Origin of the sequence: Caulobacter flavus (genome assembly GCF_003722335.1) — a bacterium.
GTDB lineage: Bacteria > Pseudomonadota > Alphaproteobacteria > Caulobacterales > Caulobacteraceae > Caulobacter > Caulobacter flavus.
Genome location: NZ_CP026100.1, coordinates 4,726,573 through 4,739,201 on the forward strand (window position 1 = coordinate 4,726,573; position 12,629 = coordinate 4,739,201).

Consider the following 12,629-nt stretch of genomic DNA (forward strand, 5'->3'; position numbering starts at 1 on the left):
CTCCTAGTTCATGGCCAGGGTGTTGATCTGCAGGATGGGCAGCAGGATCGAGAGGACGATGGTCGCCACCACGCCGCCGAGCACGACGATGATCGCCGGTTCCAAGAGGCTCAGCAGGGTGGCGGTGAAGGTGTCGAACTCGCGCTCGAGATACTCGGCGGCCCGGCTCAGCATGGCGTCGACGCGGCCGCTGCTCTCGCCGCTGGCGGTCATGTAGACCAGCACGGGCGGGAAGACGCCGGCGCGGCGCATGGCGGTCGACAGCGCGCCGCCCTCGCGGACCCCGGCGATCATCTCGTCCATGCCGCCGCGCAGAGCCGCGTTGCGGACCGTGCCGGCGGTGAGCACCAGCCCCTCCAGCATCGGCAGGCCGCTGGCGATCATGGTCGCCAGGGTGCGGGCCAGGCGCGCGGCGTGGACATTGCGGATCAGTTGGCCGACGAACGGCAGGCCCAGGAAGAAGCGGTCGGCGCGCAGCTTGAAGGTGCGATTGCGCAGGGCCCGCCAGTAGGCGACGGCCAGGCCGGCAAGGGCCAGGGCGAGCAGCCAGCCGAAGTGCTGGAGGAAACTGGACAGGCCGATGACGATACGGGTCAGCAGCGGCAGGGTCTGGCCCATGCTGTCGAACTGCTCGACGACCTTGGGGATGACGAAGACCATCAGCACGGTCACGACCAGGCAGGCGACCGCGGCCAGCACGGCCGGATAGACCAGCGCCGTGGTGATCTTGGCCGCGACCTTCTGCTGCTGGTCCAGCAGGTCGGCCAGGCGGTCGAGGATTGTCGGCAGCGCGCCCGAGGCCTCGCCGGCCGCGACCATGGCGCGATAGAGCGGCGGGAAGGTGCCGGCCGGACGGCCCAGGGCGTCCGACAGCCGATACCCCTCCAGCACGGCGGCGTGCACCTGCTCGACCACCCGCTTGAGCTTGGGCCGGTCGGCCTGCAGGGCGATGGTGCGCAGGGCTTCTTCCAGCGTCGAGACGGCGACCAGGGTCGCCAGCTGGCGGGTGAACAGCGAGCGGTCGCGCCCTCCCAGGCGGTCGCCGAACATCCCCTGCCCGTCCCTGGCCGCGACCGGCGCGTGGGGCGAGACCTTCACCGGCGCGAGGCGACGGCGCTCCAATTGCGCGCGGGCGTCGCCTTCGTCGGCGGCCTTGATACGGCCCGACCGCGCGGCGCCGGCGAGGTCGAGGGCGACATAGTCAAAGCTCGCCATCGCGCGCCCCCGCCCCGGTGATCCGCAGCGCCTCTTCGACCGTGGTCAGGCCCTCCAGCACGTAGCGGCGGGCCTCGTCCTTCAGGGCGACCTCGACGCCCGCGGCGGCGATCTCGTCCTCGGCGGCGTTCTGGCCGATCAGGCGGCGCACCGCATCGTCGACCCGCAGGGCCTCGTAGACGCCGATCCGTCCCTGGAAGCCCGTGTGGCCGCACTCGGCGCAGCCGACGGGACGGCGCAGCGGCGTCCCGAGCGGAACCTCGACCAGGGCGGCGGCCGCCGCGTCGGCCGGCTCGTCGACCGCGCACGAGCGGCACAGGCGTCGCACCAGCCGCTGGGCGATGATCAGGCGCATGGTCGAGGCCAGCAGGAATGGCTCCACGCCCATGTCGCGCAGGCGGACCACGGCGCCGGCCGCGTCGTTGGTGTGCACGGTCGATAGCACCAGGTGTCCGGTCAGGCTGGCCTGGACGGCGATCTGGGCGGTCTCGGCGTCGCGGATTTCGCCGACCATCACCACGTCGGGGTCCTGGCGCAGGATGGCGCGCAGGCCGGCGGCGAAGGTCATGCCGACCTTGGTGTTGACCTGGGTCTGGCCGACACCGTGGACGGCGTACTCGACGGGGTCCTCGATGGTCAGGATGTTGCGGCTCTTGTCGTTGAGCAGCCCAAGGCCGGCATAGAGCGTCGTGGTCTTGCCCGAGCCGGTGGGGCCGGTGACCAGCACGATGCCGTTGGGCTCGCGCAGGGCGGCCTCCAGTGCGGCGAGCATGCGGGGCGACATGCCGAGATCGGCCAGGCCCAGGCCCGCCTGCTCCTTGTCGAGAATCCGCATCACCACCCGCTCGCCCATCCGGGCCGGCAAGGTCGAGACGCGGACGTCCAGGCTCTTGCCGCCCAGGGCCAGCGAGATGCGGCCGTCCTGCGGGATGCGCTTCTCGGCGATGTCGAGCTTGGCCATCACCTTGACGCGCGAGACCAGCATGGCGGCGATGCGCGGCGACAGGCTGAGGATCTCACGCAGCACGCCGTCGACCCGCAGCCGCACGACCAGGGCCTGCTCATAGGGCTCGATATGGATGTCCGAAGCGCCCGAGCGCACGGCCTCGGCGATCAGGCCGTTGATCAGGCGGATCACCGGCGCGTCGTCCTGCGGATCGAGAAGGTCGGCGGCGGTGGGCATGTCGTCCAGCAGGTGACCCAGCGCGCCGTCGAAGTCGTCGCCCGACGCCGAGGCCAGGCCAGCGCCGGCATAGACCTCGGAGAACTTGCGGTCGAAGGCGGCGGTGGCGAGCATCTGGAGCTTCAGCGGCGCGCCAAGCGCCCGGCGCGCCTCGATCAGGGCCAGGGGATCGAAGCCCTCGCGCAGGCCGATGGTCGCATGCTCGTCCAGCGACAGCAGAACCAGGCCGTGGCGCTTGGCGAAGGCGTAGTCGAGCGCGGTCATTGCGGCTGCGCCGGAGGCGGCGGCAGGGCCGCGGGCGAGGCGCGCTGGAAGTCGCGGATCACCGCGTCCAGCGAGCTGTCGCCGGCTGGCGTGGTCAGGGCGCTTTCGCGACGCATGCGCTCCAGGCGGGGATTGGTGACCGCGCGCGCGTCGTCGACGGTGCGAATGATCCGAGGACGAATGAAGACCATCAGGTTGGTCTTGCCGCGCTCGCGGGCGGTGCTGCGGAACAGGCCACCGATCCCCGGCAGATTGCCCAGCCCCGGCACCTTCTGCACCGACGAGGTCTCGGTCTGGTCCAGCAGCCCGCCCAGAACGACGATGTCGCCGTCGTCGACCAGGGCCGTGGTCTCGATCTCGCGCTTGTTGATGACGAGCTCGCTTGAGCCGACGGTGACGGGCCCCGCCACCGCGGAGACCTCCTGGCGCAGGAACAGGGTGATGCCGCCGCCGGCGTTGATCTGGGGCTTCACCTCCAGCTGCACGCCGACGTTCTGGCGCTGGATGGTGCGGAACGGATTGGAGTTGGCGTCGCCCAGCACCTCGCCGGTGGTGATCGGCACTTCCTGGCCGACCAGAATGCGGGCCTCCTCGTTGTCCAGCGTCATGATCGACGGGGTCGACAGCAGGTTGGAGCCGCTGTCCTTCTTCACCGCGTTGATGATCGCGCCGAACAGCACGTCGCCGCTGCGCCCCGCTACGCCGCCGGTGACGCCCGAGGCGGCGAGCAGCGAGCTGATCGCCGCCTGCCGCATCGAGGTCACGGCCTCGGAGTCGCCGTCCTTGGGTTCGCCCGCCGCGATCGCGCCGGCCAGCGGAAACAGGCTCGGCGAGGCGTTGGTGTAGTTGGTGGCCATGAACGGCACGGTCCCGTTCGTCCCGCCCAGTAGCAGCTGGACGCCCAGCTGCCTGGCGGCGTCGTCGGACACCTCGACGACGATGGCCTCGACCAGCACCTGCTCGCGGCGCACGTCCAGCTGGCGGATCACCTCTGAAAGGGTGCGCTGCAGTTCCGGCGGGGCGTTGATGATCAGGGCGTTGGCGCCGGGGTAGCGAGCCACGTTGGCGCGGGCGCTCCCCGGGGCGGTGGTGGCGTTCGACGTAGCGGGCGTCGCGTTGACCGCCGCCGTCGCCCCGCCAGCCGTACGGCTCGAACCGGTCGTGACTGTCGAGGGCGACTGGCCGACCAGCTGCTGCAGCACCGGCAGCATCTGCTCGGCGTTGGCATGGCGCAGGAACACCACCCGCACGTCGTCACTCGACTCCGCGCGGCGGTCGAGGTCGGCGATCAGCGGCAACAGCTTCTGGACCGCGTCAGGGTCGCCGCGCAGCAGCACCGAGTTGCTGCTCTCGACCGGCACGACGGTGACCGCGCCCCTGCCCGCCTTGCCGTCCGCGCCTGGCCCGGCGATCAGGTCGCCCACCACCTGGGCGATCTCGCGCGCCGAGCTGTTGGTCAGGGTGACGGTGTGGACGGCGGCGCGATCCTGGTCGACCTGGGCCAGCAGCGCGCGGATGCGGCGGACATTGTCGGCGTAGTCGGCCACCACCACCGCGCCGCCCCGGGCGTTGGCCACCACCTGGCCCTGCGGCCCGACGAGGGGTTTCAGCATGTCGGCGGCCGTGGCGGGATCGAGCGTCCGTAGACGGAACACTTCGGTGGCGAACTGGCCGCCGGCGGCGCTGGGTTGGCGGGCGGCGTTCTCGGACGGCTCGATGCGGTAGACCCCGCCGCCCGCCGGCGTGGCGACCAGGTTGTTGGCCCGCAGCGTGGCCAGGAACAGCTCGAACAGCTCGCGGCGGTCCAGCGGACCGTTGCTGGTCACCGAAACCGTGCCCTTGACGCGGGGATCGATGACGAAGGTGGTGTTGGTGGTCTTGGCCACGTCCTGGATGAAGGCGCGGATGTCGGCGTCCTGGACGTTCAGCACCTGGGTCTGGGCGAGCGCTGGCGCGGCCGACGGCAGGGCCAGCGCGATCGAGGCGGCCGCGGCGAGCGCGCGCAGCGTGAGAGCCTTGGTCATGGACGTTCCGGAAACGAGAGGGTCATGCGGGCGCCGGCCCGGGAGAGTTCGACATGGTCGGCGGCGACGGACGCCAGGGTGACGCCGTCGGCGATGCTCTCGCCCACCGCGTAGGATTTCTGGACGCCGTCGGGACCGGCGATGATCGCCGAGCCGCCGCCGTCGGTCTGGCGCACGCCAAACAGCCGGAAGCCCTCGACGCTGGCCGCCCCGCCGACGCGCGAAGACGCCCCGGCCGAACCGAAGGCGTCGAAGCTGGCGAGAATCTTGGGATCGACCGCTCTCTGGACGGGCGCGGCCCTTGTCGCGATCGGCGGCGGCGGCGCGGCGACGATCCAGACGAGCCGCGCGATCTGCACCGCCAGGACGAGCAGCACCAAGAGTTCGAGCGCGACGAACGCTCTTGCCCCATGGGTGCGGAATGTTTCAGTCAGCTTTGCGAGCATCGGCGATCGTCAGGAAGTTCAACGGCGACGAGCGCTCCCCGCCCGCCAGGACGAGGAGCGCCGTCGATCGGTCGCGGTGGTCGGTCCCTGGAGAGACCTAGAACCGCGTGGACAGCGAGACGGAGAAGGTCTGGCCCAGGTCGTAGGTGTTGGCGTCCACCCGGCCGCCGCCCAGAACCTGGTATTCCTCGAAGTCTTCGCCGAGCAGGTTGCGGGCCTTGAAGGTGAACTCCAGCTCGCGGTTCCTCACGTCGAAGGCCTTGCGATAGGTGAAGTCGACCGTCACGCCCGGCTCCTGCACCAGGTCAGGCTGGTCGGGCCGGCCACGGGCCGAGATCCGCTTGCTGACGTAGGTGGCCAGGATCGTCGCCTGCGAGCGGTTCTCCTCGTCCTCCCAGCCGAACTGGATGTTGGCCAGATGCTTCGAGAGGCCCTGCAGCTGGCTGCCGTCCTTGACGTAGTCGAGCGCGCGGCGCGGCGCGCCGGCCCCGGCCAGCGGGTAGACGACGTCGTCCTCCGACACCTTCACCTGCGAGTCCGAGAAGGTGTAGTTCGCGCCGACCAGCCAGCGCTTGCTGCCGAAGAACGCGCCCTCGAACGGGCTGTCGAACAGCTTCTTGAAGTCCAGCTCGAAGCCGTAGAGCGAGGCCTTCGGCGCGTTGACGTAGGTCTGGACGATCGTCGAGCCCTGCTCGCTGACCACCGACTCCACCGGACGATCCAGGTCTTTGTAGAACAGCCCGCCCGAAAGGTACTGGTTGGCGGCGAAGTACCACTCGACGCGGGCGTCCAGGTTCAGGAGCTCGGTGTCGGTGAGGTAGGGGTTGCCGATGAACAGGCGGTCGCTGTCGGGGTCGAAGTATTGCTGCGGCGCCAGTTCGCGGAACTGCGGCCGGGCGATGGTCTTCGACGCGCCCAGGCGCAGCTGCATGTCCTCGGCGAAGTTGTAGGTCAGGGTCGCGGCCGGCAGGACGTATGTCTCTTCCAGCGCCGTCGGCGTCGCCGCCGCGCCGCCGAACAGGTCGACGACCTGCACCGTCTGCTCGGCGTCCTCGATCCGCAGGCCGAAGGAGGTGCGCAGGCGCGGCAGGAACTCGGCGTCCACCTGGACATAGCCGGCATGGACCTTGAGGCCGGCCTCGTAGGCCGCCGCGCCGTCGCCGCCGGTGATCTCGGTGAAGGTTAGGTAGCCCTGGGCGAGGTTGTAGTCCGACAGCAGGAAGTCCACCCGCTCGCGCTGGATGGCCAGCGGGATGGCGCCGCCCTGGTAGCGGAAGTCACGGCGTTCGGCGTCGCGCTCATTGTCCAGATAGGCGTAGCCGCCGCTGAACTTCGCGTCGCGGCCGCTGCTCAGAGGCAGGGTGTAGGCCACGTCGAAGCCGAGGCTGGCCATGGTGTCGTCGAGCGTGCTGAAGCTGGTGGAGTTCTGCTCCTGCGAGGCGGAGTGGTAGTAAACCCCGTTCTCCAGGCGGTAGCGGATGAACTTCTCGTACGGCGCGTCGCGCTCGGACTTGGCGTACGAGCCGCGCCAGTCGAAGTTCCAGTCGCCGAACTCGTGCTTACCCGAAAGCTGGGTGTCGTAGAGGTTCCGCTCGAACCACTCGGTGTAGGAATCCAGCACTTCCTGGCCGGCGGCGTAGTCCTCGCCGGCGCGCTGGCGGGCCGACTTGGTGGTGTTGTGGACGTAGAGGTTGGTCCACCGCACCTGGTGGTCGCCCCACTCCAGGCCCAGGCCCACCAGGCCGTTCACGGTGACGTTGTTGCTGGTATTGTTGAAGTTGTAGCTGGTGCGGGGCTCCAGCACGCCGTTCTGCTCGAGACCCTGCTGCTGCACGCCCTCGCGCGAGCGCCAGCTGTTCTCGAAGCCGCCGATGGCGACGACGCCCAGCCGCGCGCCCGAGGCCAGCTCGAACGAGCGACCGGCGCTGACGTCGGCCGAGAAGTTGCCGGGGATCTTGTTCTTGGTCTGGATCAGGTTCAGCGGCGCGTTGACCAGGCTGGAACCGATGCGCACCAGCTGGGCGCTCGTGAAGTTGCTGGAATTGATGCGCTTGCCGGTGGCCAGCGCCTCGCGCAGCTCCGGCGGCTTCTTGCGCGTGCCGTCGTCGTAGCCCAGGAAGTCGGTGTCCGAACCGTAGTAGGTCAGGCCCTTGTTAAGCGTGGTCTCGGTGTTGCCGCCGCCGCCGATCTCGACCTCGAAAAAGGCCTCGTCGGGAATGGCCACGGTCTGCAGGTCGATGACGCCGCCGCCGAACTCGCCCGGATAGTTCGGCGAGAAGCTCTTCTGCACGGTGGCGCCGGCCAGGATGGCCGAGGGGAACAGGTCGAGCGGCACGACGCGCTGCAGCGGCTCGGGGCTGGGCAGCGGCGAGCCGTTCAGCAGGGCCGACGAGTAGCGCTCGCCCAGGCCGCGCACGTAGACGAAGCGGCCCGACACCAGGCTGAGACCGCTGACGCGGGTCAGGGCTTCGGCGGCGGTGCCGTCGCCGGCGCGCTTGAGGTCTTCCTGCGTCAGGAAGCTGGCGACCTCCGAGGTCGTGCGCATCGGCTCGGGAATGTTGCGCCCGAGGATGAGGACTTCCTCGACCACGTTGGGCGTTTCTTCGGGATCCATCGCCGCGTACTGGCGCGGCGCGGGAGTTTCGGCTGCGCCCGGCTGCGGCTGGGCGGCGGATGGCGTCTGCGCCATGGCGATCTGCGGCGCGACCAGCGCCGACGTCGCGAGCAGGAGGCCGCTCAGGGGCCGGAACAGCATGTTCATCACGGGAACCTTGGTTGTCGGGCGTCGGGAAGCGGGGGCGGCGCGCGGCCGCCCCCAACCGGATCAGCAGGTCGAGCTGCTGGTCAGGCCGCAGGTCCAGCCCTGCCACCAGGTGTCGTTGGCGTCCTTGACGGCCCCGATGTAGCCGGGGTTCACCAGGAAGCTGCTGAGGCTGGTGATGTTGGCGTAGGGCGTGCGGGCCGCCTCGTTGGCGCCGTTGATGAAGGTGCCCGTCAGCGTCGAGGTGTGGCTCGACGTGTTGTTGGTGCCGGCGTTGAACAGCGCCGCCACGGCGGTGGCGTCGACGTTGGTGTCGTTGGTGAACGGCGTGGCGCAGGCCAGGGCCACCGAGTGGAAGGCGACCTGGGTGGTGGCGTCGTCGATGTCGACGCAGCCGGCGGTGCTGGCGGTCATCTGCACGACCGAGTTGACCCAGACGTTGTTGGTCGAGGTGTTGGCGACCAGCAGGTCGTTGCCCGAGCCGCCGCGGCCGATGACGGTCCAGTTGGCGAACTTCGGGTTCGAGCGCGGCGCGGTGCCGGCGCTGCTGGTCTCGAAGGCGCGGTTACCGCCGTTGGCGCGCTGGACGATGATGCCGAACTGCAGGGCGCCGTTGTAGCCCGTGTCGGTGTCGATGCTGTCGTCGTCGTTGCCGGTCAGGACCAGGTACTTGCCGTTGACGTTGCCGCCGAAGAACTCGATGCCGTCGTCGCTGCTGTTGTGCACCTGGATGTGGTCGAAGGTGGTGCCCGAGCCGACGCCGGCCAGGGTGATGCCGTTCAGCTCGTTGTTGGCGACGATGACGAAGCCCGAGTGCTGGACGCGCAGGTAGCGCATGACGCCGCTGTTATCCTGCAGGCCGCTGCCGCCGTAGAAGGCGTTGGTGCCCTCGACCTGGGCCTCGCAGCCGGCCGTGCCCGGCGTGGCGCCGGCGCCCGAACAGTTGCTGATCGGCGCGCGGCCCAGGATGACGAGACCGCCCCACTGGCCGATCGAGTCGGCGCCGGTCTGGCCTTCGATGCTCTGCTTGCTGGTGAAGACGATCGGGTTGGTGGCCGTGCCCTCGGCGAAGATCTGCGAGCCGCGGTTGACGACGATGTAGTCGAGACCGGCCGAACCGAAGACCTTCACGCCGGCCTCGACGGTGATCACGCCCTTGGCGCGGCCGGCGACCGGCGCGTTGGGGTCGCCGCCCTGGTCCTGGCCGACGTCGACGCGGCCGCTGACCGAATAGACGGTGCCGGCGCGCAGCGGCACGACGAGGTTGCCGGTGATCAGCTGCGGCAGCTGGCAGTTGCGCAGGGTGCCGTTGGCGACGGTGCCGACGTTGGCGAAGCCGGTCGGGCAGTCAGCGGCCGGCGTGCCCGGCGCCGGGGTGGTCGGATTGGTCGGGTTCGTGCCGCCCCCGTTGCCGAAGCCGCCCTCGCCCGGAGAAGCGACGCCGTCGGCGCCGCCGCAGCCCGCAAGCGCCAGGGAGGCGCTCAGCGCGAGCGCGATCAAGCTAACGTTTCCAACGCGGTTCATGACGGTTCTCCATTGGCGCAGCCGCAATCAGGGCGGCGAAGACCCCCGGTCCCCACCAATGGAAAAGCCTCGCCCTTCCCGCCCTCTGGATCGGCGGGCTACAGACACGGAAAGACAGTTACCCCAAAGTTTTATGACAGATTTTCTGAGCAATAATTTGATACAAAGTCGTAATTATCAAAATCGTCAAACACCGCCTATGCATAAAATCGAGCGATCCATGCGCTCTTCTTCAAACATCTACGCTGCGTAAAAATCATCGCGGCGCCTGACCTTGAAGCAGCAGACAGATGACTCATTTCGGCTTCCAGCTGCCGGACGAACTGGCTGAACAATTCGACGCCTACGCGACGTGTCGGGGCGGCCGATCGGCGGCGCTGCGCGACCTCGTCGCCAAATGCGTGTCCGAAGAGATCGCCGCCCCGCCAAGGCCCGCGCCCGAACCGGTCAGCCAGGCCCAGACGAGTTCGGTGGCGTTGCTGCTGACAAGGGACGACCGACTGCGGCTGGACGAAGAATGCCGTGTGACCGGCATGACGCGCGGCCAGTGGCTGGCCGCCTGCGCCCGCAACAGGCTGCACGGCACCCGCCACTTCGGACAGGTCGATCGCGACCGGATCGCGCGGATCGTCCGCGAGATGCGCGAGATGAAGTCCAGCCTGCACCGCTACGCCAGCGCGATGCAGCGGGCGCCGCGCGACCTGGCGATGGTCGAGAAGCATCACGGGCTGATCAGCCACCTGTCCGTCCAGGTCGAGCGCGGTCTGCGCGCCATCGAGGGCGCCTTCCGCGGCAACGACCACTACTGGGCCGGCCGGCCTGCCGAGACCCGCCAGGCGGAAGATCGGCGCCTCGCCCCCGCCGCGTCGGCGGCGGAGGCGTCGCTCTAGCCTACTCGGCGGCGGCCAGGGCGCCGGCGTAGCGGTTGACCGGGACGTCGAGGCCCAGGTTCTCGCGGAAGGTCGCGCCCTCGTACTCGGTGCGGAAAAGCCCCCTCGCCTGCAGGATCGGCACGACCAGTTCGACGAAGGCCTCCAGCTGGCCCGGCAGGCTTTCGAACAGCACGAAGCCGTCGGCGGCGCGGCCTTCGAACCAGGCCTGCAGGCTGTCGGCCACCTGCTCCGGCGCGCCGACGAAGTGGCCGCGCGGGGTGGCGAAGCGCAGGGCCGTCTCGCGCAGGGTCAGGTTTCCGGCCTTGACGGCGTCGACGATGCGACCCACCGCGCTCTGGTTGGAATTGGCCCCGAACACGGCGGCCTCCAGCGGGAACGGCGCGTCCGGATCGTGCTGGGAGAAGTCGTACTCGTTGAACGGCCGGGCCAGCATCGACAGGGCGTTGTCGAGCGAGACGAGCTGCGTCAGCTCCTTGTAGAGCGCCTCGGCCTCCTGCGCCGTCTTGCCGACCACGGGACGGGCGGCGGGCAGGACCTGCAGCTGGTCAGGGTCGCGCCCGAAGCCGACGGCGCGGGTCTTGATGTCCTTGTAATAGGCCTGGGCGGCGTCGAGATCCTCGTGCGAGACGAAGATGGCGTCGGCGCGGCGGGCGGCGAAGGCCTTGCCGTCCTCGGAGGCGCCGGCCTGGAAGATCACGGGCTGCCCCTGGGGCGAGCGGCTGATGTTCAGCGGCCCCTTCACCGAGAAGAACTCGCCCTTGTGGTTCAGGGCATGAAGCTTGGCTGGATCGAAGAACTGGCCGCCGGCCTTGTCGAATGTCAGGGCGTCGTCCTCCCAGCTGTCCCAGAGACCCTGGACGACGTCGAGGTATTCGCCGGCCAGGCGGTAGCGGACGTCGTGGGCGTAGTGCTTCTCGCGGCTGTAGTTGGCGGCGCTGCCTTCGAGCCACGAGGTGACGACGTTCCAGCCGGCGCGGCCGCCGCTGATGTGGTCCAGCGAGGCGAACTGGCGGGCGACGTTGAACGGCTCGCTGTAGCTGACCGTCAGGGTGCCTACGAGGCCGATGTTGCTGGTGGCCCCGGCCAGGGCCGACAGGATGGTCAGCGGCTCGAAGCGGTTGAGATAGTGCGGGCTCGACTTCTCGGTGATGTAGACGCTGTCGGCGACGAACAGGAAGTCGAACTTGCCGGCCTCGGCGACCTGGGCCTGGCGCTTGTAGAACGAAAAATCTGTGCTGGCGCCGGGGTGGGCGTCCGGGTGTCGCCAGTCGCCCCAGCCGGGACCGACCCCATGCAGGATGAAGCCGAGCTTGAGTTGACGGGGCTGGGACATCGGGCCGTTCCGTTGGCTGAAAGTGACCCGGCCTGCTTACGAAGCCCCCTGCCAGCGATCCAACGAGATGGTCTCAAGGCCCTGATCAGGCTTGGAAATATGGAACCTCGCCCTTGATCGTCACCCGCTCGACGACGCGCTCCACCGGCCAGTAGTCGAGCACGGCGTAGTGCTGGGTGGCGCGATTGTCCCAGAAGACGATGGCGTTCGGGCTCCAGCGGAAGCGGACCTGGTATTCGGGCGCCTTCACCCGGTCGAGCAGCTCGGCCAGCAGGCTGGCGGCTTCATCCTCGGGCAGGCCGAGGATCCGCGTCGTGAAGACCTTGTTGACGAAGAGGTGCGGCTGCCCGGTCTCGGGATGGGTGCGCACCACCGGATGGGCCTGGGGCGGATAGGCCGCGCGCAGTTCCTGCCGCTTGGCCTCGTCGATGCGGTAGCCGTAGCTCTGCAGGATGTCGTGCTCGGCCTGCAGGCCCGCCAGCCTGTCCTTCAGGGGCTGCGGCAGGTCGGCATAGATGGCGGCGGTGTCGGCGAACAGGGTGTCGCCGCCCGACGGCGGCAGGGTGCGGGCGCGCAGCACCCCGCCCATCGACGGCGCGGGGCGGAAGGTGACGTCGGTGTGCCACTTGTTGGCCGCCCGCACGATCGGGACGATGGCCTCGCGCAGCTTCATGCCGTCGGCCGCCTCGATGTGCAGGATCTCGGGGAAGCCCGGCACGTGGGCGGTGACCGGATGGCCCTCCAGATCGCCGAAATAGCGACCGAAACGGACATGGTCCTCGTGGCTGATGTCCTGGTCGCGGAAGAACACCACCTTATGGCGCAGCAGGGCCGCGCGGACGGCCGCGACGATCTCGGGCTCCAGCGGCCTGGTCAGGTCGAGCCCGGAGATCTCGGCCCCTAGCACCGGTCCGGCGGGCGTGACCGTCAGGCCCGCGTAGTCGGGCGTGCTCCCGGCGGCGATCGGGGTCAAGGCGTTCATAGCG

9 protein-coding genes are annotated in these 12,629 nt (G+C 69.4%); 1 reads left to right on the forward strand and 8 read right to left on the reverse strand.

From position 1 onward, the window contains the following. Nucleotides 1-3: 3 nt before the first annotated feature. From gspF to C1707_RS21635, 6 genes are all read right to left on the reverse strand, one after another. Nucleotides 4-1,215: a type II secretion system inner membrane protein GspF gene (gspF, locus tag C1707_RS21610; RefSeq protein ID WP_101714599.1), complete on the reverse strand. Its 1,212-nt coding sequence runs from the start codon at nucleotides 1,213-1,215 to the stop codon at nucleotides 4-6. Beyond that, on the reverse strand, nucleotides 1,202-2,662 hold the full coding sequence (gspE, locus tag C1707_RS21615) for a type II secretion system ATPase GspE (protein ID WP_101714598.1): 1,461 nt from the start codon (nucleotides 2,660-2,662) through the stop codon (nucleotides 1,202-1,204). The genes gspF and gspE overlap by 14 nt, the downstream gene beginning before the upstream one ends. Continuing rightward, on the reverse strand, nucleotides 2,659-4,686 hold the full coding sequence (gspD, locus tag C1707_RS21620) for a type II secretion system secretin GspD (protein ID WP_101714597.1): 2,028 nt from the start codon (nucleotides 4,684-4,686) through the stop codon (nucleotides 2,659-2,661). Before gspD ends, gspE begins: the two co-directional genes overlap by 4 nt. Beyond that, nucleotides 4,683-5,132, reverse strand: coding sequence for a type II secretion system protein N (locus C1707_RS21625; RefSeq protein WP_101714596.1), 450 nt, complete (start codon nucleotides 5,130-5,132; stop codon nucleotides 4,683-4,685). The genes gspD and C1707_RS21625 overlap by 4 nt, the downstream gene beginning before the upstream one ends. Nucleotides 5,133-5,229: 97 nt before the next feature. Then, nucleotides 5,230-7,893 carry a TonB-dependent receptor domain-containing protein gene (locus C1707_RS21630; RefSeq protein WP_205686799.1) on the reverse strand — a complete coding sequence of 888 codons (2,664 nt, stop codon included), beginning with the start codon at nucleotides 7,891-7,893 and terminating at the stop codon, nucleotides 5,230-5,232. Between the two features lie 63 nt (nucleotides 7,894-7,956). Beyond that, a complete protein-coding gene (locus tag C1707_RS21635) occupies nucleotides 7,957-9,393 on the reverse strand; it encodes a hypothetical protein (RefSeq protein ID WP_240633780.1) in 1,437 nt (478 codons plus the stop codon). A 314-nt stretch (nucleotides 9,394-9,707) separates the two neighbouring features. Here C1707_RS21635 and C1707_RS21640 point away from each other — a divergent pair, with 314 nt between their 5' ends. Beyond that, on the forward strand, nucleotides 9,708-10,307 hold the full coding sequence (locus tag C1707_RS21640; protein WP_101714594.1) for a hypothetical protein: 600 nt from the start codon (nucleotides 9,708-9,710) through the stop codon (nucleotides 10,305-10,307). 1 nt (nucleotide 10,308) lies between these two features. On the opposite strand, the gene C1707_RS21645 is transcribed toward C1707_RS21640, so the two are convergent. Together C1707_RS21645 and C1707_RS21650 are read right to left on the reverse strand one after the other, a co-directional pair. Next, nucleotides 10,309-11,643 (reverse strand): LLM class flavin-dependent oxidoreductase, encoded by a 1,335-nt coding sequence (locus tag C1707_RS21645; protein WP_101714593.1) that lies wholly within the window; start codon nucleotides 11,641-11,643, stop codon nucleotides 10,309-10,311. An 85-nt stretch (nucleotides 11,644-11,728) separates the two neighbouring features. Beyond that, a complete protein-coding gene (locus C1707_RS21650; protein WP_101714592.1) occupies nucleotides 11,729-12,625 on the reverse strand; it encodes a TauD/TfdA dioxygenase family protein in 897 nt (298 codons plus the stop codon). Nucleotides 12,626-12,629: the final 4 nt, after the last annotated feature.